This is a genomic window from Thermococcus alcaliphilus (assembly GCF_024054535.1).
GTDB lineage: Archaea > Methanobacteriota_B > Thermococci > Thermococcales > Thermococcaceae > Thermococcus_A > Thermococcus_A alcaliphilus.
The window spans coordinates 30,339-53,723 of the sequence record NZ_JAMXLV010000018.1; the positions used below are offsets into that span (position 1 = coordinate 30,339).

Genomic DNA, 23,385 nt, shown 5'->3' on the forward strand with positions numbered 1-23,385 from the left:
TTTTGATTTTCTTAAACTTAACTTTGAAGTTATAACTTGTAACTTATGACTTAAAAGTTCTAACTGAAAATGCGCCTTAGGATTGCAAGCTGACGTTTACTCCAAGCATCCTCTTCAATAACTACAAGAAGCACTCCATTGTTTATTAGTGCAAAGTCCTTTAATGCAGCTAAAAATTTTACAATGGACTCAAACCCATTGTACATTGCCAGATACTCCAGGCAATCTATTATCACCACACCTTCGAGACCTTTTTCCTTTGCTTCTCTGAAGTATTCACTTGTCATCTGAGCCATGTAGGCAAGATTTGTAGGAGAAATCCTATTTTCTCGCTCCTCGGTGCTTAGGTAGTAGGCATTCCATTTTTCTGGAACGTTTAAGCTTCTAACAAATGCCAGCACCGGGTAATCCTTAAGGTTCTCCTTTATCTGCTCGTACTCCTTTGGGGTGATAAGTCTGGCACCAGGCTCCAAAACAACCCTTGGCTCTATGGGCTCCTCGAAGAACAGAAATTCTTTGGAAGTCACAAGGTTTATCATAAGAAGTGCCATGCCTACAGAGAGAGCAGTGCCGATGAATATCCATACAAACCTAAGGCTGGGAAAACTCAGCCTTACGGGGTAGAGAATAACAAAGATTCCAAATGTAATTGTCACAACGCTGAGGTAAAAGATGTTCCTTTTCTTTTTACCTATTGCCAGGAATACAAAGCCAGAAAATAGGAAGAATATTCCTGAGAGAACGACAAACGGCACCTCGATAGAGGAAAAGCTATAAGAAAGCCCTAAATGAGTTAAGAATATCCCATAAAGGGCAAAGATTGGAGGTATAATTCCTATTAATTCTGGCCTTATTGATGTTTTAATATCCCCATACTCTTTGAAATACATTAGGGTTCCATATATCAAAGTCCCTGAGAAGAAAGAGTAAAAGAGTGCAATCCCTTCTTTATTTCCGGTATAAAAAGCCACCTGCATTAGTATGAAAAACACCCATGCAGCTGACCAAAAAAGGAGCGCTTTTATCCTGTGCTCCAAATATGTGTGAAAGAGCACTCCAAAGGTTCCAGTGGCAACGAATATGCTAAAGACATGAATAAATTTTGCTAGATAGCTTTCATCCATAATAGCTCACCACATTTGAGATCATATTGTCAATTGTAGGAAATAATTAAAAAAATTATGGTCAGAAGGGAAAAAGATTTTTAATCTCATTTTCGCTGAATATTATCGAGGGCCCGTAGCTTAGTCAGGATAGAGCGTCGCCCTCCGGAGGCGAAGGTCGCGGGTTCAAATCCCGCCGGGCCCGCCATAACAGCCCTTACCTGCGTAAGCGCTGGCGGAATGTTAAGTGCTTTTCTAAGGATTTACAATAAATGAACGGGGTTTCTTGTTTACGTGCTCTTTTATGAGGGTTTCACTCGAGAAAGCGTCCTGTGGACGCTAAAATTGGATTGAAACCTGATTGAAAGTGCGTATTTAGGAAGTAAACCCCTCCAAAAGTGCTTTTGAGTAGTGCACAACTGGTTTTTGCCTGTTATTAAGAAGGGAACTCTTTTGGTCAAACTTTTTCCAAAAGTTTGCTTGCCTGCGCGAAGTTTGATCAAGGTTCGTGGTTCCTTTTACCTTGCCCTTCTACTAGGGATTTTTCATTCTAAAAAGCCCTCTTGGGATGGAATTTCACTACAGCAATAAAGAATTTGATGATACCCCTCCACAGAATAAGAATATAAAAATGAAAAGAACGTGATCTGGAAATTCAAGAAGCTCCAAAAAACATGTCTTGTCTTTGCCTCCTTGGATGCTTCATTTCTTTGATCTTTACCCTTGCAGTCCTTTCAATGTCCCTCAGCTTGGGGGATTCCCATGGAGCCACAAAGGTTACGGCTTTTCCTTTCTTGCCTTCTCTTCCGGTTCTGCCAATTCTATGAACATAAGCCTCCGGATTTTGGGGGACTGAATAGTTTATTACATGCGTTAAGTCCTTGACGTCTAACCCTCTTGCCGCAACATCCGTCGCAACCAAGATTTCAGTCTTGCCCCTTCTAAAACGCTCCAAAATCCTTTCTCTTCCCTTTTGAGGGATATCCCCGTTCAAAGCCTCTGCTTTGTACCCTTTAGCCTTAAGCCTAGCTGCCAGTTCTCTTGTCTCCTTTTTTGTCTGGCAGAACACTATCCCATAAAAGTCCTCGTTATTGAGAATCCTGCACAAAAGCTTAAATTTGTTGTTTGGGCGCACTTCAAAGTAGTACTGTTCAACCTGCTCTGGGGCGAGGCTTTTTTCCTGGACTCTTATGACCTCATAATCTTTTAAATACCTCCTTGCCAAGCGAAGGATCTCCCTTGGAATGGTAGCAGAAAACATCAGAACCCTTTTCTCTTCATTTGTATACCTCAAAATTCTCTCGATATCATCTATAAAGCCCATATCTAGCATTCTGTCGGCTTCATCCAGTATAAAGTAGCTCACACCGCTAAGCGAAAGTGTGCCTCTCTCTATGTGGTCTATTACCCTTCCAGGAGTGCCAACAACTATGTGGACACCTTTCCTTAGGCTTTTAATTTGAGGCCCTATGGGCTGACCCCCATAGACTGGAAGAACATAGACTCTCTTTTTTCCTCTCAATGATCTTATTTCATCCACAACCTGGATTGCAAGCTCCCTTGTTGGAGTTATAACTATCGCCTGCACATCCTTTATATCTTCCTCTATGAGCTCTATCAACGGAAGGGCAAACGCGGCGGTTTTACCTGTTCCGGTTTGTGATTGCCCAATTATATCCTTATTTCCACCTAGAAGTCTTGGAATAACTTCTCGCTGGATATCAGTTGGTCTTTTGAACCCTTTTCTTCGTATGGCATTTAAACTGCTTTCTGATAGTCCTAACTTTTCAAAACTCATGTTTACATCTCCTCAAGTTTATGTCCATTAGAGAACAGAACAGTGTATTATCGGATAATTCTAACGTTCCGCGCTCTAACTGGATTTTTCTTTGCATTCTTCCTAACATTTGTCACCTTATAAACGTTTGCAAAGGACAAAGTTCTTAACCCTTAAAGTGTTGAACAATAAAGGTGCTGAATGTGATTAAGGGGTGGAAAGCTTTAGTGTTTCCGTTTTTGCTTGGAGGGCTACTAATAGCTATTGGTATGAACTTTGGAGAAACCTATGAGCCGTACAAGCAGTGGGAGGATGAGATAGCGATAAAGCCCGGCCATGTGTTTATAGAAGAGTGGAAGCTTGCAAAAGGCGTTCTTTTTGAAGTAAATGCCACCGTAGAATGCGGCAACAGGAGCGTTGTCCTTTACGCTGTAGAGAAAGCCTCTGGAAGGGAAATTAATGAGGGAGGCTTATACTTATACTTCAAGACTTCAAAAGAGGGGATATACCAGATATACTATGATAATTCCCAAAGTTCTCTTTTGCCGGCCAAACTTCTCGTGGTTAGAAGGGTGTACCTAATCAAACGCTCCCAGTTTTCGGCATTGTTGATTGGCATTGGTAGTGCGCTCGTAATTGTTATCGGGCCGTTTTTTGTCCTCAAGAAAAGTACGATTCTTCAAAAGAGATTTAAGAAAAAGGTGGATTAGATGAATTATAGGTGGTGAGCAAAATGAGAAAGATGTTGCCTATTTTATTTATAGGACTATTAGTTTTTGCAGTCGGATGTACTCAAACCTCCACCACGACTTCAACAACTACTCAAGGAGGAATAGACTTTAGCTCCTACAACAGGGGAGAAATAATCCAAAAATGGGCGGAGATATTCAGCACTGAGACAGTTTATGTAAGCGAGGGATATGAAGAGCTTGCAAAGCACTACTTCCCAAATGCTCAAATTAAGACTAAAAACGAGTTTGAAAGTGGTATAGCGATCTTATCTCCGGAAGATGCAAGGGAGCTTCTTAGAGGAAAGCCCATTGTCACAACTCCAAGGGAGTATTTTGGATATGTGGTCTACAAGTCTGGGATCAAATTCGTTGGTGAGGAGATAGGGACTATAATTGCATACAAAGAAAACGGCAAGGATAGGCTTATTTTCACAGGGAATGGAAAATCTGGGATAGGTGCGGCTTTAAAATTTGCAGAAGAGTTAAAAGAGGGGAGAGAGTTAAATCCTTCTGTTGTTCTGAGGAGAGGTGACTTCGAAGGAGTAGTCATTAAAGTGATAGGGGATAACGACTGGGATGGAATAAAAGATAATGACGAATACTGGCTCCTAAAGGAGATATACGTGGAAGAGCCCTTCATTTACAGCTGGAGAATCGTTAAAGGAGAGAACATAACTGTAAGCGGAGGCTTTATAAGACTTGTAAACGGCTCAAAAGTCCATATAAAAGCCCTTGGATTCAACGTAAGCGTTAAGGTCAAGGATCCGAAAGGCGTCCAGATAACCTACGTAATCGAGAACATAAATCCCCAGTTCGTTGAGTATCCAAACGGGGCTAAGGTAGGAGATACTTGGATAGAGCTTACCACGAGTGAGGACTTCTCTATAACTCCCAAAGAAGTGGAGAGCTTCACGTTCTTGGCATTTGGCGACCACAGACCTGGAAGCGGGACAAAGCAGCCGGAGGTATTCTTCAAGATAAGAGACCTCATGAACGAAGATACTGGAGCTTTTATAATTGACAGCGGAGATTTGGTCTACTCGGGGAAAGTTGAAGAGTGGGCAGAGCTGTTGAAGGAGTGGAAGTTCAACAAGCCCGTGTTTGTTGCTCCCGGAAATCACGAATACCAAGGAGAAGGAAAGAACATCTATCACAAGTTCTTTGGACCAACAGATTATTCCTTTGTTCTTGGCAAATATTACTTCATCTTTGCCAATAACGTTGAGAACAACTACAAGCTAACATCCGCTCAGTGGGCGTGGCTTGAAAAAGAGCTTGGAAAAGCAAAAGCCTTAGGCAAAAGACCTGTTATAGTTATGCACACACCTCCAATAGATCCCAGGCCTGAGGGAGACCATGCAATGAATCCAACGGATGCCAAAAAACTCTTAGAGCTCATGAAGGAATATAACGCCTTTGGAGTGTTTGGGCACATCCACATCTACTGGTACGGCGAAAAGGATGGTGTGAAAATGGTGATAACCGGCGGCGGAGGGGCACCACCATATGCAAAACCCGACGAAGGAGGCTTCTACCACTACGTAAGGATAAACGCAGGAGATACCATAGCTGTAGAGCCTGTGAAAGTCGAATAGTTCTTTTTCCCTTTTCTATATATTCTATATAGTCAACTGTATCCAGCTATATTCTATTGCGGCAAAGTATTTATATACATCATATTTAGCCTGCTCTGGTGATGAAAATGATCGAGCTACTTAGTGATCCCTGGTTGTTCATCACAATTGCGGTTGGCCTTTTTATGGCATGGGCAATAGGTGCAAACGATGCTGCAAACTCAATGAGTACAGCCGTTGGAGCCGGAGCAATAACACCAAAGCAGGCAGTTATAATAGCGGGCGTGCTTGAATTCACAGGTGCTTATCTCTTCGGAAAAAGCGTTACCGAAACTGTTAGGAAAGGAATAATCGATGCGTCTCAAATAAGCGATCCAAATGTTATTGTTTATGGCTCTATTGCCGCCCTTCTTGCGGCCTCGCTATGGTTGCTGTTTGCATCAAAGTTTGGATTGCCAGTGTCAACGACCCACTCCATTATAGGAGGCATAGTTGGTTATGGTATGGTATATGCCGGAACTTCAATAGTGAATTGGGGCAAGATGGCACAAGTAGTTGCCAGCTGGATACTCTCTCCGATATTTGGCGCAATAGTTGCATTCGTCGTCATAAAACTTGTCTCTAAAACCATACTCCAGCAAAAAGATCCAATAGAAAGCGCTAAAAAATGGGCGCCTGTGTGGATAGGACTTGCATTTGTTGTCATAGGCTCAATGTTCTATATCAAGGTTATGCATGGGAAGTCTCTTTTCATTGCGGTGAGTAGATACGGTCTTGCGGCAGGAATCGGAGCGTTTTTGGTCAGCTTTGCACTTTTGAGAAGAAACTTCAAAGCGACCGATCCATACTGGGGGGCTGAGGCGATATTTAGAAAGGTCCAAGTGCTAACCTCCGCCTATGTTGCTCTCTCCCACGGTGCAAACGATGTTGCAAATGCAGTCGGACCTGTTGCGGCAGTTTATGCAGTAGCAACTATGGGGTTAGCTGGAATGAAGGTTCCAGTGCCAAGATGGATTTTAGCGATGGGTGGTTTAGGAATAGCCATAGGAGTAGCAACTTATGGATACAAGGTTATGGAAACCGTTGGAAGGAAAATCACCGAGCTGACAAACACGAGAGGATTTAGCATAGATTTCTCCGCTGCAACAGTAGTGCTGGTAGCCTCTTGGTTGGGACTGCCAATTTCCACAACACACACCGTTGTAGGAGCCGTTATAGGTGTGGGTCTGGCAAGAGGAGTAAAAGCAATAAACAAGGACATCGTTAAGGATATAGTCATATCTTGGTTTGTAACCGTGCCTGTGGCGGCTATAATTGCGGGCATTGTGTTTAAGATACTAATGATTGTGGGGTGAAAATGATGCAGGTCTGGACAAAATTATTCGCTAAAAGCCCGTTTAAGCCTTTAATAAAGCACGCTGAAGTTGTTTTAGAGACTGTAGAAACTCTTGAGAGGGCCCTTGAGGCATGGGATAAAGGAGAATACGAGGCAATGAGAGAATACGCGAGGAAAGTAGATGATCTCGAGGACTTTGCCGACAAAATCAAAGAGGAGATAAGGGATAGCTTAAGTTCAAAACTCTTTATGCCCGTTAACCGGGGAGACATCTTAAGGTATCTTCAGATGCAGGATAAAATAGCAGATGCCGCTGAGAACACTGCAAAGTGGCTTCTAGTTAGAGACCCAAACGATACTCCCGAAGACCTCAAGGAGGAAGTGAGAAGTCTAATAATGAAGATGAGTCAGGAAAGCATCAAAGCAGCAAAACTCGTCTATGAGGCAATAGTTCAAATGGATAGAGTTATAGAGAGCGGGTTCGGTGAGAAAGAAATCGAGAGGGAGTACGAAATAATCAAGGAAATAGAAGGCGTTGAGCACAAAATAGATGAACTCGATACCAAGTTCATGGAGATAATTTTCAAAAACTCTTCCAGGTTAGAGTGGGGACTTGGAATGTATCTCCTCAACATTGCAAAAACGCTAAGCAACATATCGGATAGAGCAAAAGACGCAGCAGAGAGAATAAGACTAATGATGAACAAATGAACTTCTCTGGTTTTCTGCTTTTTTAAGTTTTTGTTCAGTTCTCAAGGAAAAGTAAGAAGAGAAAACTTCAGATAGCTATCATGGTTGAGGTCATTTGTATTTCGGGCATCTTCCTTATTCTTTCTGTTATGAAGTGGTCGAGATCTTTGAGCGTATCTGTCTCAACCTTAACTATAAGGTCATACTCTCCATAAACCACATATGCTTCCTTTACTTCCGGATAGGTAAGAAGTTTCTCCATAACTTCCCTTTCCTTTCCAGCGGCCGTCACCATCAAAATAAACGCCGTCACCATAGCTTACCACCAATAATATTTGGTTTTTTGAGTATTTAAGCTTATCGTCATTGATAAGGAAAAAATGACAAATTAGGGGAAGCTAATTATTCCAAAGATAGCGCCTTTAAAACATCTTTTGCCGACACATACTCTTTTGGAATCTTAATTCTCACGGTCTTTTTAGGATCCACCAGCTGGCTTATCTCAACGTCCAAAATAAGGCTCCCCAGCATGTATGCTTCTTCCCAGCTTAATCCTAAGGCTTTTTGAAGGACTTTAACACCGAGTTCAGTTGTCTGCCTAATAGCATCCCATAAATCTTCCTCGGAAACGAGTATATACAAGGAGCCTTCTGTTTCAAGTACCGGATATGGAGGAGCCATTCCTTTTACAATGCCAACCCTTACCGTCACCTTTCCCGAGACTTCACAAGCTGAGACGCAGATTTCCCCATCTCCCATTACCGCGTGTAGGTCTCCAATAGCCAGCAATCCTCCCTCAACGAAGACGGGCAGATAAAGAGTGGTGCCTTTTCTTATGAGTTTGGTGTCCATGTTTCCACCGTGCTTGCCGGGTTCGCCACATGGAATTTCTTTTAGAGATGCAACGCCGATAACTCCTATCATAGGCTTTGCAGGTATTCTAAGATCTCCAAAATAGACAAAGCCGTCTTTGATTTTGCAGACTTTAGTTTTCGGCTCTTTAACCATATCCCCTAAAACTCCTGCATTTGGTGCAATAACAACCACTCCCTTGTCTGCCACTTCTATATCCAGAATCTCAACCTTTAAGGCATCTCCTGGTTTTGCACCTTTTACGTAAAGTGGCCCTGTTGCGGGATTTACCTTTGAGAAGTCCACAGCTGCAAGGGTTTGCTCCTCTGAGGTTATCTGGTTGGAAAGAGCATCCAAAGTCTCAAAAACCACTATCTCTCCGTTTTCTGCTTCTGCAGCTGGTCTAAGATTTGGCCCAAAGGCAAAAATATGCTTGGACTTATCTATAAAGAGCATGTACACCACCAGCTTTAAAATATCCCAGCAATGTTAATTAAACTATCGGGGAAGAAAAATGGAGCATCTCATAAGTCAGAAGGAGCTCGAGAAGTTCAAAGAACTTCTCGGGAAAAGGGGAGTTAAGCTCGAAAAATTCTACTCTAAAGGAACAACTAGCTTAGTGTTTACTGGAAATGCAGAGGGCAAAAAGGTTATCATAAAGCTCGAGAGACCTGATTCACCGAGAAAGAACTTCAAGAGGGAAGCAGAAATCCTGAAGTTTCTTGAAAGAGAAGAAATAACGCCACGTTTGGTGGATTATGGTGTTTTTGAGGGGAGAGAATTTCTCGTTAGAGAGTTTGCCGAAGGTGAGCCCCTGCTTTATGCAACTCCTCGAAAAAAGCACATACTTCAGATACTTGAAAAAACGTATCGGCTCGATGTTCTAGGCATTGATCACGGGCAGATACAGGGAGGAAAGCACATTATAATCAACGATACCGTCTGGATAATCGACTTTGAAAAAGCGGGCTTTAGAAAGCCAAAGAACGTAACCTCTGCCATGGCAATGATATTTCTCAACGACAACATTATCGCAAAAAGGGTTAGGGAAAAATTTAACCTAGATACTCGCTTCCTAAACGCTTTACGAGAGGCGTTGAGGGAATATAAGAGGACGAAAAACATTGAGAAGATCAGGGAGCTACTTTCTAGTCTTTAATCTGTCCCATCCCCATATTGAAAGGGGAATCAAAAACGCCGCAATAATGAGCCCTATTCTTGGATCAATGAGATACTCAAAGAGGAGGATTATGAAAATCGTTATGCCGATCATAACAAACAAGTCTCGATCAAAAATTCTAGATTTTGCGAGGAGGTTCATCTCCCTGGAGATGTAAGCAAGATACAGAGGGATTCCCAAGGCAGCTATTGCTACACCAACATAGCTTTTGGAGACGATTGAAACAATTAGGCCGATTAAAAGTATCCCCAAGACAGCGTATTCACTCTTCATGGAGTAGAGGTCATCAATTAACTTTAAATAATTTAGGGCTTATTTTATATTTAGGTGATAGCGTTATGAGTAAGATCGAATGGAATGAAAACACCTTCTCTAAGTTTGCCTATTTGAGTGACCCGAGGATATCAAAGGATGGGAAGAAGGTTGCATACGTCCTAACAAAGGCAAACCTAAAGGACAACAAGTATGAAAACACTATAGTGGTTGAAGAGGTTGAAGAAGGCGGAAGAAAATTCATTGAAAATGCATCGATGCCTCGGTTTTCTCCAAGCGGAAAGAAAATAACCTTTGTAAGGGCAAATGAAGAAAAGAAAACTGCAGAAGTGTGGCTTTATGATTTGAGCTCAATGAGCGGAAAGAAAGTCCTTGAGGCAAAGAACATCCTCGACGTAAGCTGGAATGAAGATGATAGGAGAATACTAATAACGGGCTTCAAAAGAAGAGACGACGAGGATTTCGTCTTTGAAGACGACGTTCCCGTGTGGTTCGATGCTAAGGGCTTTTTTGATGGTGAGAAGACAACATTCTGGATAGTCGATACTGAGAGCGAAGAAGTTCTTGAGGAGTTTGATGCAGAGAGGTTCTCCTCCGCAATATGGCACGGGGATGCAGTTATTTACAACGCCCCCCACAGAATGGATGGGAAGCTTCAGTTCTTCAAGTTCTATGACGTGTATCTCTACAAGGATGGAGAGAGTGAAAAACTCTTTGAAGGAGTTTCATATGCTGCTGTACACTCCAATGGAGAGCTAGTTTTACTCTATGGAAAGCCAAAGAAAGAGAAGAGAAGCGAGCATAACTTCTTCTACCTCTGGGACGGCAAAGACGTCAAACCACTAACGGAACAATTCGTCCACAACAACGGAGGAGGAAAGCTCGATGAGAAAGGAAACCTCTACTTCACCATGGCAAAAGAAGGAAAAATAAGCCTCTACAAGCTCGAAGGAAAAACTTTAGCCCCAATAGTAGAGGACAGCTCCTGGGTAATGGGTTTCGACGTGAGCGGAGATGGAAAAGTAGTTCTCCTTAAAGAGACCGACACAAGGCTTAGGGAGCTCTACCTTTGGGACGGAGAGCTGAAGCAGATAACAGACTACAATGGGCCGATATTTGCGAAGCTTAAGGCAAGACCAATAAGGCACTTCCGGTTCAAGAGCCTTGATTTAGAGCTTGATGGGTGGTACATTAAGCCTGATATCAAAGAAGGCGAAAAAGCTCCGGTGATAGTGTTTGTCCACGGCGGGCCTAAAGGAATGTACGGCTATTACTTCAAGTACGAGATGCAGTTAATGGCTGACAAAGGCTATTACGTGGTTTTCGTTAACCCAAGGGGAAGCAATGGCTATGATGAAGACTTTGCCCTAAGAGTTCTTGAGAGAACGGGCTTAGAAGACTTCCAAGATATTCTAAACGGAGTAGAGGAGTTCTTTAAACTTGAGCCTCAGGCAGATAGGGAGAGGGTTGGGATAACAGGTATAAGCTATGGCGGCTTCATGACAAACTGGGCACTAACACAGAGCGATCTCTTTAAAGCAGGGATAAGCGAGAACGGCATAAGCTACTGGCTCACAAGCTACGCTTTCTCCGATATAGGCTTGTGGTTCGACAAGGAGGTAATAGGAGACAACCCACTCGAAAACGAGAATTACAAAAAGCTGAGCCCACTCTTCTATGCCAAAAACGTTAAAGCCCCTCTACTGCTGATTCACTCCCTTGAAGACTACCGCTGCCCACTCGACCAGAGCGTGATGTTCTACCACGTGCTTAAGGACTTAGGTAAAGAAGTCTACATTGCAATCTTTAAACGCGGCGCCCACGGGCACAGCCTAAGGGGAAGCCCAAGACACAGGGCAAAGCGCTACAAGCTCTTCATGGAGTTCTTCGAAAGAAAGCTCAAGAAGTATGAGGAAGGCTTTGATGTGGAGAAGATATTAAAGGGATGTAACAACAAAAAGGGAGAATGAGTTCTCTTTTCCTTATTTTTTGAATGAAACAGTAACATTTGAAGAAGTCGGGAGTATTGCCCTAACAGGTCTTTGAGATGTAGAAATAGTTCCTGTTTCTAACAATTGACAAAGGCTTAAATCTTTCGACGGGATAATACTTCTGAACAATGAGGATACTTTGACCAACTGAGTGGTGATGACTACGGGAGTGGCCGAGCTTAGAGGTTTATTATCCTTGCTCTCCCATTCTTTTTAAGCCAGTCCAGAAGCATTTGAGCGATTTCAAACTTTTTCTTTTTAGTCTCCCATATTGGGGTGTGCTCCGTTAAATAGGGTTTGCTCCACTTTCCCACTACTTCTCCAAAATCGAAGCCAGCGAGGATTATCTCTCTAGCTCCAAGCTCCTCCGCAAGAAAAACAGCTCTGTCTCCATCGGTAAAACCGCCAAAGTTGTAAACAATGTCTAAAGGCTCTGTTTGGCACGTCCCCAAAACGTTCTTGAGCTTTGGCACATAAGCTCTAAGCTTGTCCATGTTGTCCCCGTGAGCATGAACAACAACGTAAGCCCCAAGCTTGTTTGCCCCCTTTATGTCTTCAAACCTTCCATCCAAGTCAGTGACAATAATATCCGGAGTGATGCCATATTCCAAAAGGGCTGAGGTTGCCCCATCGGCGGCTATTAAGGTTCCCCCAAATTTTTCTCCCCCGAGTGCTTTCTCCAAGCTCGGTCCAGCTCCAAAAACATGAACTCTCTCGTTAATTCTTTTTTTGAGGTCTTCAGCCAGAATGTAGTTTTTGTTCTCCAACAAAAGTTCTCTCAATAGAAAGGCAGCTTCTCTGTCTCTCCCTCTATCGTAGCCCATTTTGTCTAGAATTTGGACGTAAAACGGCTCCCACTCCAACCATTTCATGTGCTTGTCTATGGCATTCTACTTTATAGAGATTTTGTTGCAAAGGGAAATCAAAGGGTGCAAAAAAATGATTTTGGAGTAATTTTTCGCCTATGTCTGTTTGAGCATCAGATGACTTTTACAAAAAAGTAAAAATTTCCCCAATTTAGCAATTTTGCCACCTAAATGACTACAAAAATTTTAAATACATGACCCCTCTTAGATACACTTTGGTGAATCTCTATGAAGAGTAAAGTACTATCTTTGGCATTGTTGGCCATTTTTGTTTTTAGTGTAGTGGCCAGTGGATGTATAGGAGGAGAAAAAACAACTACCCAAACGGGCGGAGCAGGATACGCAGAGCAAATAGTAATAGGAGTAACGGATAAAGTCACAGACTTAGATCCCGCAAATGCATATGATTTCTACACATGGGAAGTTCTCAACAACATAATGGAGGGGCTTGTCAAGTACAAGCCCGGAACTCTCGAGATAGAACCTGCTCTTGCAGAAAGCTGGGAAGTTAATGAAGATTCCACTGTTTGGACGTTCCACCTTAGAAAAGACCTAAAATTTGCAGATGGAACACCTCTAAAAGCTCAAGACGTTGTAAGAAGCATAGAGAGAGTAATGACAATCCAAGGAGATCCTTCGTGGCTTGTTACCGACTTTGTGGAAAAAGTTGAGGCAAAGGACGATTATACAGTCGTGTTCTACCTGAAACAGCCAACATCTTACTTTTTGGCACTTTTGACAACGCCACCATATTTCCCAGTTCATCCAAGCTATTCTCCAAATGAGATTCAAAGTGATCAGACTGCAGGTGGAGCTGGGCCATATAAAATAGCCAAATGGGTTAGAGATGAAGAGCTTGTCCTCGAAGCCAATCCGAACTACTACGGAGAGCCTCCCAAGACTAAGAGGATAATAATCAAGTTCTATAGAGACGCTTCAACCATGAGATTGGCACTACAAAACGGCGAAATAGACATTGCATGGAGAACCCTAAGGCCAACAGATATTGAGAGCTTGAAGAGTGAGGGCAAATATTCAGTTATCGAAGTACCTGGAGGATTCATAAGATATGTATGTCTTAACACAAAGGCCGAGCCAACAAACAACGTGAAAGTAAGGCAAGCCCTTGCAGCGGCAATCGACAGGCAGGAGATTTCAAACAAAGTCTTCAAAGGTACAGTTGAGCCATTATACAGCCTGATTCCAAATGGAATGTGGTCCCACATAGATGCATTCAAAGAGAAGTATGGTGATGGCAATATTGAGCTAGCTAAGAAGTTGCTCAAAGAGGCAGGCTATGATGAGAATAACCCATTAATGATACAGCTCTGGTACACTCCAACTCACTATGGTGACACTGAAGCAGACCTTGCTCAAGTACTTAAAGAACAGTGGGAGAGAACTGGAGTAATAAAAGTGGACATCAAGAGTGCCGAATGGGGAACATACGTGGATTATGCAAGAAAGGGACAAATGCAAGTGTATCTCCTTGGATGGTATCCAGACTATCTGGATCCAGACGATTACACAACTCCATTCTTAAAGAGCACCGCAAACAGTTGGGCTGGAACAGGATACGCGAATCCAACCGTTGATGAGTTATTAACAAAAGCCCAATCGCTCACAGACCAAAATGAAAGGACAAAGCTCTACGAACAAGTACAGAAGATACTTGCCGAAGAAGTTCCCTACATACCGCTGATACAAGGGAAACTCTTTGTTGTGACCAGTCCAGATGTCAAGGGCGTAACGATAGGACCAGATATGATATTCAAGTACTCCACCATTTATAAGGAGAAGAGCTGATTTTTCCTTTATTCTCCCTTCTTTTTGAATTTTTGAACTGCAATAAATCAAGGTGGTGGTCAAATGGCTCGTGGAATCGGTCAATACATAGTGATAAGGGGTCTCATGATAATCCCAACAATTTTGATCCTTTATACGATTGTTTTTATATTCCTCAGAATTTTACCCGGAAATCCTGTTTTAGCCGTTGTTGGAACCAAAAATATTTCTCCCGAACAGCTTCAGCATTTGATGGAAATGGCGGGGCTTGATAAGCCCCTGTATGTTCAATACTTTGATTATCTCTGGAAGATGCTTCATGGGGATTTTGGAGTAACTTTAGCATTCCCTATGGGAAAGCCTGTTGTTGAATATTTAAAATTGAGATTCCCGGCCACGTTAGAATTAACTATTTTTGGATTCACTGTAAGCGTTCTCCTTGGCCTTTTGACCGGAACAATAGCAGCAACAAAGAAAGGTACAAAGATTGATACAGGAATGAGGCTATACAGCATAATAGCATACACACTCTTTATTCCATGGTTTGGGATGATGCTTCAGTATGTTTTTGGTATACACTTTCATGTACTCCCAACTTCTGGAAGAATAGACCCCGGGATAGAGTTGCAAAGAATAACCGGCCTTTATGTATTGGACAGCATATTAACTGGAAACTGGGAAGCATTTACCAGCGCAATAAGGCACCTCATACTTCCAGCAACGACATTAGGCATAGTGCTTAGTGGAGCATACACAAGGCTTGTTAGAAACAACATGGTCGACGTCCTTAGTCAAGATTTTATCCGCTCCTACTATGCTAGGGGAGTTAGGGACTGGAAAGTTACATGGTACGCTCTTAAAAATGCATTTATTCCCGTCGTGACCCTAATGGGACTTCAATTTGCAATTTTGCTTGGGGGTGCAGTTTTAACTGAAACTACCTTCAACTGGCCAGGCATGGGAACCTTCATAGTAGACAGAATTGATTACAGAGACTATAACGCTATTCAAGGTGCGGTGGTGTTCTTTGCGTTCTTTGTGGGGCTTATCAGCTTGATAGTAGACATTGTATACGCACTCTTAGATCCGAGGGTTAAATACTGAGGTGATTTAAATGGAAGTAATAACCAAAATTACAGGATTCATCTTTGATAAAAAACCCGGAAGAGGGCTTTTATTGTTTGGACTTGCAATAGTGCTGATAGTTATTCTAATGGCGATTTTTGCACCGCTTATAGCACCATATGATCCTACAAAGACAACGGAAGATAGCTTCGCGCCGCCAAGTAAGGAGCATCCGATGGGAACGAACAGATTAGGACAAGACGTCTTCTCAAGAATAGTCTGGGGATCGAGAGTAGTTCTTTATGTCGTGTTTATAGCTACTATGCTTTCTATGAGCATAGGCGTTCCTCTAGGCCTCATCTCTGGATACCACGGAGGAAAGATAGACAGGGTACTAAGTGTAATCATGGACAGCATCTACGCATTTCCGGCACTCATACTTGCAATAGTTATTGCCGTAGTTCTAGGCCCAAGTCCGGTAAACACTGCCATTGCGATATCATTTGTATATGTGCCAACGTATTTCAGAATGGTTAGGGGACAAACGCTGAGCTTAAAAGGACAATTATTTGTCGAGGCTGCTAAGGCATTAGGAGCGAAGAACAGGGAGATAATGTTTAAGTATATCCTTCCCAACCTAGCACCAACTGTATTAGTCGTTTTCACTTTAAGCGTTGCAGATGCTATTCTAACAGAGGCAGGACTGAGTTTCTTAGGATTATCTGTGACACCTCCAACTCCAGACTGGGGATACGACTTAAGAGTAGGACAACCATTCCTCTTAGATGGCTACTGGTGGCTTGTGTTCTTCCCAGGAGTGATGATAATGCTGCTCGCAATGGCATTTGCACTAATTGGAGAAGCCTTAAGCGAAAGAATTTCCCTTGGGACGAGGTGATTAAAATGCTGCTGGAAGTAAAAAACTTAAGCATTTATTATTACACCCTTGCCGGCACTGTGAGAGCAGTTGAAAATGTGTCTTTCACAATAGACAAAAAAGAATGGGTAAGCTTTGTTGGGGAAAGTGGGAGCGGAAAATCTACAGTAGCTTACGCTCTCTTGAACCTCGTCCCCTCCCCTGGTAAAATCGTCAATGGGGAGATTATCTTTGAGGGAAAAAACATACTTGGATTAACGAAAGATGAGCTAAGAGAGATAAGGGGAAAAGAAATCAGCATGGTTTTCCAGGATCCTATGACGAGCTTAGACCCTCTAAGAAAAATTGGCGATCAAATAGTGGAAGTTATGACGGAACATGGTATGGAAAAAGATGAAGCATATAATAGAGCCAAGGAACTGCTTAGGAAGGTAAACCTCCCAGAAGATAGAATGAGCTATTATCCTCACCAGCTCAGTGGTGGGCAAAGACAGAGGATTGCCATAGCCATTGCCATGGCATTTAATCCAAAGCTCCTTATAGCAGATGAACCCACAACTGCCCTAGATGTTATAGTGCAGGATGCAATTATGGATCTTATTGAGAGCCTCAAGAAAGAGGGAACAAGCATATTTTTTGTGACACATGATATATCCCTTGCGGCAGAGAGAAGTGATAAAATAGCTGTAATGTATGCAGGAAAACTAGTGGAGTTTGGAAAGGTGGAGCAAATTCTTGAAAATCCCCTTCATCCCTATACCCAATCACTCCTTGCAAGTGTTCCTGATTTATGGAGTGAAAAAGAGATAAAAGCAATACCCGGCTATCCTCCCGATCTCAGAAATCCTCCAAGTGGGTGTAGATTCCACCCAAGATGTCCCGTGTTTAAAGAAAAAGCCACTTTAAAGGGAGTTTGTGACTCCATAGAACCTGAAACTATTGAAATTGAAAAAGGTCACTTCGTAAGTTGCCACCTGTACAGGTGATAAAAATGGAAAGCATACTCAAAGTTGAAAACCTCAAGAAATATTTCCCAGTCAAGAGGACTATTCTGGAAACTCTCAGAAAAGAGCCCCAAAAATACGTCAAAGCTGTGGATGGAATAAGTTTTGAGGTGAGAAAAGGTGAAACCCTCGCGTTAATTGGAGAAAGTGGATGCGGGAAAACTACCACGGGCAGGGTTATTCTAAGACTTATTGAGCCCACCGATGGGAAGATAATCTTTGATGGGGTAGACATTACTCACCTCGACTACGAGGCGTTGAGACCCTACAGGAGAAGAATGCAAATGGTTTTCCAGGATCCGTATGCAAGTCTGAGTCCAAGAATGAAAATTGGAGATGCAATCGCTCATCCACTTTTGATTCACAACCTAGCGACAAAAGAAGAAGCAAGAGAAATGGCCCTAAAAATGCTTCGCAGAGTGGGTTTAACACCAGAAGAGGAGTTTTACGAAAGATACCCCCACCATCTGAGCGGTGGGCAAAGACAGAGGGTTGTCATAGCTAGAGCCATGATACTGAAACCAGAGTTCGTAGTTGCGGATGAAGCAGTCTCCATGATTGATGTTTCAATGAGAGCCTCCATCTTGGAACTTCTTGAAAGCTTTAAGAAGGAATATCACCTAAGCATGCTTTTCATAACACACGATATAGCCGTTGCAAAGCTTATAGCTGATAGAATAGCTGTTATGTACCTGGGAAAAATTGTGGAAGTAGGGCCAACAGAGGAAGTTCTCAAAAATCCTGCCCATCCATACACAATGGCACTAATTCAAGCCGTTCCTTCAATCGTTAAAAGGGAAAAGAAAAAGAGGATAGAGATAACAGGTGAAGTTCCTAACGCTGTTAATCCTCCAAGTGGATGCAGATTCCACCCAAGATGCCCACTTATGACAGAAGAATGCAGAACAAAGGAACCGGAACTTGTAGAAATAAGCAAAGAACACTTTGTTGCCTGTTATCATCCTCTTGTCTAAGCTATTTATTTTCCTTTAGGTTTCTCAACTTTCTATCTATTTTTACCATCTCTTTCCACTGCCTTCCGGGCCAGTAGATTTGACCACACTGAGTGCAGATGTAAAATTCATCGTAATCCTCATAAACGCCTTTTGGCACTTTCCCCTTGATTTCTTCTTTTTTGGCCCTTCTAATTAGCCCATTACACTTTGGGCATCGTGCGTTTTCTGGAAATAGCTCTTTAAACTCAAAGCCCAGCTCCATAAGCTGCTTTACCTGCTCTTCAAACTTGTTGGATTTTATAAGAATTGCATTCTCACACCTCTTTGCAAGATCTTCGTCCCTCGTCAGAATTACTCTGCCTTCTTCTTTAGCAACCTTCAAAATTTCCTCGTCATTCTCTATCCCGTAGAGCGTGTCGTAACCGTATAACCTAAGCCACCTTGCCAGCCTTCCGAGCATCATGTCGGCAATAAACTTTGTGTTTTTTCCTCTCATCAACGCTACTTTGGAGTGAAACAATAAATTTCTTTTGGAAGAAACCTTATAACCTCTTCAGCACTTCTAACTCTGGTGGCTCAAATGATAGTGTACTTCATCGGCACTGGGGGCAGTGAAGGAATTCCAGCACACCTCTGCACATGCCAAACATGTGAAGAAGCCCGTAAATTAGGTTTCGCCCAAAGAAAACCCTCTACGCTGGCTATAATCACCAAAAATAAAAAAGCCGTTCTTATAGACGTTGGGACGGATATTAGAGATTTACTGCACGTTCCTCTTGAGGCAATCCTCCTCACTCACTGGCACCACGATCACATATATGGCTTATATAAGCTCCGATGGATTGCAAAGAAAACAACCCTTTATGCCCCAAAAGGAGATGCAGATTGGCTCATGGTTAATGACCCCAAGAATATCGATGTAAAGTTTATCAAAGCCGGAGATGTCTTGGAAATTGATTCCCTTAGAATAACCGCTCTAAAACTCAACCATCAAGTGGAAACCCTAGGCTACCTGATAGAGGAAGACAACAAGAGTGTGGCGGTTCTTTATGACACCAAGGGACTTCCCGAAGAGACACTCGACCTATTAGATAAGAAAAACCTTCGCCTAGCTATTGTGGATGCCACCTATTCACCGGGCATAGATGATCCTTATCACAACAACGTCGATGAGGGAGCTCAAATTGGGCTTAAACTGGCAGAAAGAACGCTTTTAAGCCACATATCTCACAAAAACCTGCCGTTTTTAATGCTGGATGAGTACGTAAGAAAGAAATATGGAGGAAAAGTTCTTGTAGCATACGATGGGATGCTCTTTTACGTGTGAGGTGGGATAATGATACCTGAGCTTGCTAAAAGAAGGAAAACCGTGAGAAAATTCAGAAAAGAAGAGCCACCTATAGGGAAGCTCTTAAGAGCTTTAGAAGCAGCAAAAGAAGCTCCCTCTGGAATGAATGCCCAGCCGTGGCACTTCGTTATCGTTGAGAGCATTGAAATGAAAAACCGTATTCGGGAGATCTGCGAGAGAGGAGAGAGAAAGTTTTACGAGAAGATGAAAGGAAAACTTGGAGAGTGGCTACAGGAGAAGGGGTTTACATGGCAAAAGCCCTTTTTGAGTGAAGCTCCCTATCTTGTTCTCGTGTTTACCGATGTTAGGGCGCCTTTTGCAGTCCAATCCACATGGCTTGCTGTAGGGTATCTCTTGCTTGCCCTTGAGGAAGAAGGGCTCGGCACGGTAACTTACACTCCTCCCAATCCCAAAGAGCTTGAAGAACTTGTAAATGCTCCTAAATATTACAAGCTCCAGACAATACTGCCTATAGGTTATCCCGACGATGAAAAGCCTAAATACGAAAGAAAAGCCCTTAAAGAAGTTATCAGCTTTGAAAAATTTGAAGAAGGAGAGAGCTAGCTTACTTGCTCCACTCCAAGGTCTTCGAGCTTGAGGTATGCATATATATAAAGCTCCTCGTTGGTCTTTGGATCTTTATACCCATAAGTCCCCTCGCCCTCTATTACGAGAGGCAGGTAAGGGGAGATCTTTCCTTTTCCACTCAGTGAGAGCCCCTCTGCTCCAGCGTAACTCCATTGAGCCTCTACAACCTTGAAGGAGAGACCTCCAAGCGTAATACTTCCATCGGGTTTTGTCTCCCAAGTCCATGTGTGCAGTCCATCGCTCCAGGTTCCGCTCTGTGGAACGAGCAGGTTGTAATCTTCCCATGTGTACCATATCCCAAAGTGAATTGTTGCAAACCAGCCCATGTAGAGGTAGCTCAAATCATAGTCAACCTCAGAGAGAATGTCATTGTCCCCCTCAAAGTAGGGGAACAAACCGCTCTGGAATGGCGTTGGATTGTAGAATGCAAATGTTTTTCCATTGTATTCAATTCTCATCCCCACAAACTGTGCATCTCCCCCATAGGGAGACAGTGCGCCAAACCATGCGATATCCCATGGATAAATAGCGGCAGTGGTCTGGTTGCTCTTGTACCATATTGTTATTGTTAGCTTTCCCTCTAAGCTTTCAGCCTTTATTGGAGTAACCACCGTTTGATACGCCCAAACCTCGAATTCGCCCAAATCTTTTTTGTTCATCTGAATATCTTGTCCATAAACGTGGATTGTTTCTTTTCCAATTTTCTTCTCAATTTCGTATTCATACATAGGAGCCGTTTGATTTGGCTTAACCTTGTAGTAGTATTTGTAATAGGTTATGATGTACCTTTTTCCATTAAGCTCGAAGGGAGCATACTCCCATGGTCTCCAATAAGCTTCCTCTGTGGGAGTTTGAGTAGTTGTAGTTTGAGTTGGAGTCTCAGTTGTGGTGGTTGTAGTGTAAGTTGTGGTTGTTTGTGTGGGGGAAGAAGTCGTTGTAGTTTGGGTCGGAGAAGAGGTTGTAGTCTGGGTGAGGGTTTCACTTTGCGTGGTGGTTTGTGTTGGGGTAGAAGTTTCTTGGGTCTTTGTTCCTCCTCCAATGCAACCAGCTATAAAAACCAAACCAACCAAAAAGAAAGCCAACAAGAGGTTGAATTTTTTCATGTCTCTTTACCTCCACTAAGAGCCCGAGTAGGGCCGATTTTGGAGACTTACATTACTATTTTGGACATTCATCCTTAAATATTTTTCCTTTATTCAAAATAAAACGAAAATTTGACGAAAATAGTTCTAAAGTTGAACCTTAAATTTTGACATTGATATAGTAAATTTCAGCCTTTTAGATGCTCTTCAAGCTCTTTCAGCACTTCCATTTGTTCTTGAGTCTCGACGGCAGAAGGCTTAAGAGAGCGCACCTTTGCAAGTGCTTCCCTTAAAGAAAACCCATGAGCGTACATAAGGTATGCAGTCACTACTGTCCCGCTCCTTCCACTTCCGCCGAGGCAATGTATCAAGACCTTTTTGCCTTCTTTGATTTTCTTTTCTATCCACTCGACAATCTTAAGCAGCTCCTTTAAAGATGGTGCGGTAAAGTCCTCTATTGGTGCATAAAGAACTTCAATACCCCTTTTGATAAGCCCCTCCAAGTCGTAATACAGCTCGTATTCGTAGGTAAGAACGACCACAGCATCAAATTTTTCTGCAATTTCTGGAATGTCTTCCGGGTAAGGCATAGGTGAAAAAGCCACATTCTCATCAACGAACTTTGGATACACCATTTTAACCGCCCTTCTTAGAATCTGCCACATAATATTATAAACTCTTACGCTGATCTTTAGTTAAGGTGAGAAAAATGAGAAAAGAAGAGCTTAAGCTCTTTCTGCCAGTTTTGGTTTTTATAGGAATCTTATGGTTTTTCAGACCGTGGTTCCATGGAATTGCAATGAGCTTTTACAGGAACCCAACGATAATATACCTCTTCATCATATTAGCAGCCATCTTAATATACAGCTCCAAGAAAAAGTTTGTTGAGGAGCCAACAAAAAGGAACGCCTCATTGGGAGGCATTTTTGCCTTAGTGATTCTCTTATTGATCATTATCTCGGTATTCACTGGAGCCCTTTCAAACACCGCCCTTTACAAAGAATATCACCCCACCCAAGTTTCAAACGAGCTCGAACTTTCAAGCAGTAAGATCAGGATTTTGCCCAAGTTAACTGCGTACCGTTATGCGGTCGATACGATAGAATATGCCCGATATACACTAGGTTCTTCCCATCTAACCATTAGGGACGGAACTCCGGTTTGGGGGTTCTTTATAATCCCCGATGGAGCATGGAACGCAATAAGGCTCAAAGATAAGGGTGTTCTCTTCGTTGACATGAACACCACCCAAGCAAGAATGAAAAGAATCGAGAACGAACTCCAAGTCGGTCCAGGAATGCAGATATTTGACAACCTTGAGTGGAATCTCTACAAAAAGCACTATCTAATAGACCTCGACATTCCGCGGGCACTCTATTACGAGGGCAAGATTTACATCGTCGTTCCCTACATCTCGTACAGCTTCCGCGTCTTTTATACCGTTCCCAAATGGGGAGGAGTCTTAATCGTTGATGAAGATGGCAACATAGAGGATCTAACCCCTGAAGAAGCCGTTAAAGATGAACGGCTGAAAGACTTTCCAATCTTCCCAGAGCTTTTAACAAGAAAGATCGTTCACGCTCAAAATTACTGGAAGGAAAGTGTGCTTTCAAACATAAAGAACCTCTGGCTTCACCACGAGAACCAGATAGAGCTTATAGATGTGAGTGGTCAAGGAAACAGGCAACCCTTTTTGGTAATTGCCAACGATGGGAAAGAATACTGGATGATTGCTGTGGAACCATATGGTAGGGCCCATGGATTAGCTGCAATATACCTAATTAACGCTCAAACTGGAGAAATGAGCCAAGTAAAGTTTGAAACCCCTCTAACAGGGCCAGTAAAAGCAATAGATTATGTTAAAAAAGCCCTCCCAACTTTCGACTGGAGCCAGTTTATGGCCGTTGAGCCGATTCCAATCTTCCTAAACGGAGAACTCTGGTGGAGAGTTGCAATAATTCCCGGAAGCGGTTCGGGTGTTGCGAAGATAGCTTTTGTAAATGCGGAGACCAAAGATGTGCAGATTTTTGAAAACGAAGATGAAGTTAGAGCGTTCCTTCTCTATGGGCAGGTAGGAGCAAAGGTTGAAGAGATCAGCGGAGTTGTTAAGGGAATTTACTCATACATCAAAGAGGGAAACACCCACTGGATACTAATAATTGGAAACGAAACTCTCCATTTAAGTGCAGACCAGTTAAGCGATGAGCTCATCCTCAAAGTGCTTAGCTTAAGAGAAGGAGACAGCGTAACTGTAAAAATTAGTGAAGGAAGGGTTGTAGAGATTGAGAAAAGATAGGAGTGGGAAAC

The 23,385-nt window shown here is 42.6% G+C and carries 23 protein-coding genes and 1 tRNA gene; 15 read left to right on the forward strand and 9 right to left on the reverse strand.

Features of this window, described 5'->3' with window-relative positions:
• Positions 1-59: 59 nt before the first annotated feature.
• The gene (locus NF859_RS02895; RefSeq protein WP_252742930.1) at positions 60-1,124 is read right to left on the reverse strand and encodes a DUF835 domain-containing protein; all 1,065 of its coding nucleotides are present in this window, start codon (positions 1,122-1,124) and stop codon (positions 60-62) included.
• 109 nt (positions 1,125-1,233) lie between these two features.
• On the opposite strand from NF859_RS02895, the gene NF859_RS02900 reads away from it, so the two are divergent.
• Positions 1,234-1,311, forward strand: a tRNA-Arg gene (locus NF859_RS02900).
• A gap of 447 nt (positions 1,312-1,758) precedes the next feature.
• Here NF859_RS02900 and NF859_RS02905 read toward each other — a convergent pair.
• The gene (locus NF859_RS02905) at positions 1,759-2,901 is read right to left on the reverse strand and encodes a DEAD/DEAH box helicase (RefSeq protein WP_252742931.1); all 1,143 of its coding nucleotides are present in this window, start codon (positions 2,899-2,901) and stop codon (positions 1,759-1,761) included.
• A 182-nt stretch (positions 2,902-3,083) separates the two neighbouring features.
• Between NF859_RS02905 and NF859_RS02910 the strand changes: the two genes are divergently transcribed.
• From NF859_RS02910 to NF859_RS02925, 4 genes are all read left to right on the forward strand, one after another.
• Entirely contained in the window at positions 3,084-3,590 is a 507-nt protein-coding gene (locus NF859_RS02910) for a hypothetical protein (RefSeq protein WP_252742932.1), read from the forward strand.
• A gap of 23 nt (positions 3,591-3,613) precedes the next feature.
• Positions 3,614-5,206, forward strand: coding sequence for a metallophosphoesterase family protein (locus NF859_RS02915; protein ID WP_252742933.1), 1,593 nt, complete (start codon positions 3,614-3,616; stop codon positions 5,204-5,206).
• Between the two features lie 107 nt (positions 5,207-5,313).
• Positions 5,314-6,540, forward strand: coding sequence for an inorganic phosphate transporter (locus NF859_RS02920; protein ID WP_435371995.1), 1,227 nt, complete (start codon positions 5,314-5,316; stop codon positions 6,538-6,540).
• A gap of 5 nt (positions 6,541-6,545) precedes the next feature.
• Positions 6,546-7,232 (forward strand): TIGR00153 family protein, encoded by a 687-nt coding sequence (locus NF859_RS02925; RefSeq protein ID WP_252742934.1) that lies wholly within the window; start codon positions 6,546-6,548, stop codon positions 7,230-7,232.
• A 67-nt stretch (positions 7,233-7,299) separates the two neighbouring features.
• Here the strand turns inward: NF859_RS02925 and NF859_RS02930 are convergent, their stop codons facing one another.
• Positions 7,300-7,527 carry an Lrp/AsnC family transcriptional regulator gene (locus NF859_RS02930; RefSeq protein ID WP_004066764.1) on the reverse strand — a complete coding sequence of 76 codons (228 nt, stop codon included), beginning with the start codon at positions 7,525-7,527 and terminating at the stop codon, positions 7,300-7,302.
• Positions 7,528-7,613: 86 nt separating this feature from the next.
• Positions 7,614-8,519 carry an acetamidase/formamidase family protein gene (locus NF859_RS02935; protein ID WP_252742935.1) on the reverse strand — a complete coding sequence of 302 codons (906 nt, stop codon included), beginning with the start codon at positions 8,517-8,519 and terminating at the stop codon, positions 7,614-7,616.
• 58 nt (positions 8,520-8,577) lie between these two features.
• On the opposite strand from NF859_RS02935, the gene NF859_RS02940 reads away from it, so the two are divergent.
• Positions 8,578-9,222 (forward strand): serine/threonine protein kinase, encoded by a 645-nt coding sequence (locus NF859_RS02940; protein WP_252742936.1) that lies wholly within the window; start codon positions 8,578-8,580, stop codon positions 9,220-9,222.
• Here the strand turns inward: NF859_RS02940 and NF859_RS02945 are convergent.
• The gene (locus tag NF859_RS02945) at positions 9,205-9,516 is read right to left on the reverse strand and encodes a hypothetical protein (protein WP_252742937.1); all 312 of its coding nucleotides are present in this window, start codon (positions 9,514-9,516) and stop codon (positions 9,205-9,207) included. The two genes, NF859_RS02940 and NF859_RS02945, sit on opposite strands and share 18 nt — an antisense overlap.
• Positions 9,517-9,581: 65 nt before the next feature.
• On the opposite strand from NF859_RS02945, the gene NF859_RS02950 reads away from it, so the two are divergent.
• Positions 9,582-11,486: a S9 family peptidase gene (locus tag NF859_RS02950; RefSeq protein WP_252742938.1), complete on the forward strand. Its 1,905-nt coding sequence runs from the start codon at positions 9,582-9,584 to the stop codon at positions 11,484-11,486.
• A 200-nt stretch (positions 11,487-11,686) separates the two neighbouring features.
• Here NF859_RS02950 and NF859_RS02955 read toward each other — a convergent pair whose 3' ends face one another.
• Entirely contained in the window at positions 11,687-12,379 is a 693-nt protein-coding gene (locus NF859_RS02955) for a 6-hydroxymethylpterin diphosphokinase MptE-like protein (protein WP_252742939.1), read from the reverse strand.
• Positions 12,380-12,601: 222 nt separating this feature from the next.
• On the opposite strand from NF859_RS02955, the gene NF859_RS02960 reads away from it, so the two are divergent.
• From NF859_RS02960 to NF859_RS02980, 5 genes are all read left to right on the forward strand, one after another.
• Complete coding sequence (locus NF859_RS02960; protein WP_252742940.1) at positions 12,602-14,179, forward strand: ABC transporter substrate-binding protein; 1,578 nt, start codon at positions 12,602-12,604, stop codon at positions 14,177-14,179.
• A 63-nt stretch (positions 14,180-14,242) separates the two neighbouring features.
• Positions 14,243-15,262, forward strand: coding sequence for an ABC transporter permease (locus NF859_RS02965; protein WP_252742941.1), 1,020 nt, complete (start codon positions 14,243-14,245; stop codon positions 15,260-15,262).
• Positions 15,263-15,272: 10 nt separating this feature from the next.
• On the forward strand, positions 15,273-16,121 hold the full coding sequence (locus NF859_RS02970; RefSeq protein WP_252742942.1) for an ABC transporter permease: 849 nt from the start codon (positions 15,273-15,275) through the stop codon (positions 16,119-16,121).
• 5 nt (positions 16,122-16,126) lie between these two features.
• Positions 16,127-17,086, forward strand: coding sequence for an ABC transporter ATP-binding protein (locus NF859_RS02975; protein WP_252742943.1), 960 nt, complete (start codon positions 16,127-16,129; stop codon positions 17,084-17,086).
• 5 nt (positions 17,087-17,091) lie between these two features.
• Positions 17,092-18,078 carry an ABC transporter ATP-binding protein gene (locus NF859_RS02980; protein ID WP_004066754.1) on the forward strand — a complete coding sequence of 329 codons (987 nt, stop codon included), beginning with the start codon at positions 17,092-17,094 and terminating at the stop codon, positions 18,076-18,078.
• Between the two features lies 1 nt (position 18,079).
• On the opposite strand, the gene NF859_RS02985 is transcribed toward NF859_RS02980, so the two are convergent.
• On the reverse strand, positions 18,080-18,556 hold the full coding sequence (locus tag NF859_RS02985; RefSeq protein ID WP_252742944.1) for a DUF5615 family PIN-like protein: 477 nt from the start codon (positions 18,554-18,556) through the stop codon (positions 18,080-18,082).
• A gap of 84 nt (positions 18,557-18,640) precedes the next feature.
• Between NF859_RS02985 and NF859_RS02990 the strand changes: the two genes are divergently transcribed.
• A complete protein-coding gene (locus NF859_RS02990) occupies positions 18,641-19,387 on the forward strand; it encodes an MBL fold metallo-hydrolase (RefSeq protein WP_252743074.1) in 747 nt (248 codons plus the stop codon).
• A gap of 6 nt (positions 19,388-19,393) precedes the next feature.
• Positions 19,394-19,972, forward strand: a complete 579-nt coding sequence (locus tag NF859_RS02995; protein WP_252743075.1) for a nitroreductase family protein — start codon at positions 19,394-19,396, stop codon at positions 19,970-19,972.
• Here NF859_RS02995 and NF859_RS03000 read toward each other — a convergent pair.
• Positions 19,969-21,099: a hypothetical protein gene (locus tag NF859_RS03000; protein WP_252742945.1), complete on the reverse strand. Its 1,131-nt coding sequence runs from the start codon at positions 21,097-21,099 to the stop codon at positions 19,969-19,971. The two genes, NF859_RS02995 and NF859_RS03000, sit on opposite strands and share 4 nt — an antisense overlap.
• 167 nt (positions 21,100-21,266) lie before the next feature.
• Positions 21,267-21,713: a protein-tyrosine phosphatase family protein gene (locus NF859_RS03005; RefSeq protein WP_252742946.1), complete on the reverse strand. Its 447-nt coding sequence runs from the start codon at positions 21,711-21,713 to the stop codon at positions 21,267-21,269.
• A gap of 74 nt (positions 21,714-21,787) precedes the next feature.
• Between NF859_RS03005 and NF859_RS03010 the strand changes: the two genes are divergently transcribed.
• Positions 21,788-23,374, forward strand: coding sequence for a hypothetical protein (locus NF859_RS03010; protein ID WP_252742947.1), 1,587 nt, complete (start codon positions 21,788-21,790; stop codon positions 23,372-23,374).
• Positions 23,375-23,385 lie beyond the last annotated feature (11 nt).

Coding starts and splice junctions, on each gene's coding strand:
- NF859_RS02895 (WP_252742930.1), bottom strand. CDS start 1,124: ATGGATGAAAGCTATCTAGCAAAATTTATTCATGTCTTTAGCATATTC.
- NF859_RS02905 (WP_252742931.1), bottom strand. CDS start 2,901: ATGAGTTTTGAAAAGTTAGGACTATCAGAAAGCAGTTTAAATGCCATA.
- NF859_RS02915 (WP_252742933.1), top strand. CDS start 3,614: ATGAGAAAGATGTTGCCTATTTTATTTATAGGACTATTAGTTTTTGCA.
- NF859_RS02920 (WP_435371995.1), top strand. CDS start 5,314: ATGATCGAGCTACTTAGTGATCCCTGGTTGTTCATCACAATTGCGGTT.
- NF859_RS02925 (WP_252742934.1), top strand. CDS start 6,546: ATGCAGGTCTGGACAAAATTATTCGCTAAAAGCCCGTTTAAGCCTTTA.
- NF859_RS02930 (WP_004066764.1), bottom strand. CDS start 7,527: ATGGTGACGGCGTTTATTTTGATGGTGACGGCCGCTGGAAAGGAAAGG.
- NF859_RS02935 (WP_252742935.1), bottom strand. CDS start 8,519: ATGCTCTTTATAGATAAGTCCAAGCATATTTTTGCCTTTGGGCCAAAT.
- NF859_RS02940 (WP_252742936.1), top strand. CDS start 8,578: ATGGAGCATCTCATAAGTCAGAAGGAGCTCGAGAAGTTCAAAGAACTT.
- NF859_RS02945 (WP_252742937.1), bottom strand. CDS start 9,516: ATGAAGAGTGAATACGCTGTCTTGGGGATACTTTTAATCGGCCTAATT.
- NF859_RS02950 (WP_252742938.1), top strand. CDS start 9,582: ATGAGTAAGATCGAATGGAATGAAAACACCTTCTCTAAGTTTGCCTAT.
- NF859_RS02955 (WP_252742939.1), bottom strand. CDS start 12,379: ATGAAATGGTTGGAGTGGGAGCCGTTTTACGTCCAAATTCTAGACAAA.
- NF859_RS02960 (WP_252742940.1), top strand. CDS start 12,602: ATGAAGAGTAAAGTACTATCTTTGGCATTGTTGGCCATTTTTGTTTTT.
- NF859_RS02965 (WP_252742941.1), top strand. CDS start 14,243: ATGGCTCGTGGAATCGGTCAATACATAGTGATAAGGGGTCTCATGATA.
- NF859_RS02970 (WP_252742942.1), top strand. CDS start 15,273: ATGGAAGTAATAACCAAAATTACAGGATTCATCTTTGATAAAAAACCC.
- NF859_RS02975 (WP_252742943.1), top strand. CDS start 16,127: ATGCTGCTGGAAGTAAAAAACTTAAGCATTTATTATTACACCCTTGCC.
- NF859_RS02980 (WP_004066754.1), top strand. CDS start 17,092: ATGGAAAGCATACTCAAAGTTGAAAACCTCAAGAAATATTTCCCAGTC.
- NF859_RS02985 (WP_252742944.1), bottom strand. CDS start 18,556: ATGAGAGGAAAAAACACAAAGTTTATTGCCGACATGATGCTCGGAAGG.
- NF859_RS02990 (WP_252743074.1), top strand. CDS start 18,641: ATGATAGTGTACTTCATCGGCACTGGGGGCAGTGAAGGAATTCCAGCA.
- NF859_RS03000 (WP_252742945.1), bottom strand. CDS start 21,099: ATGAAAAAATTCAACCTCTTGTTGGCTTTCTTTTTGGTTGGTTTGGTT.
- NF859_RS03005 (WP_252742946.1), bottom strand. CDS start 21,713: ATGGTGTATCCAAAGTTCGTTGATGAGAATGTGGCTTTTTCACCTATG.
- NF859_RS03010 (WP_252742947.1), top strand. CDS start 21,788: ATGAGAAAAGAAGAGCTTAAGCTCTTTCTGCCAGTTTTGGTTTTTATA.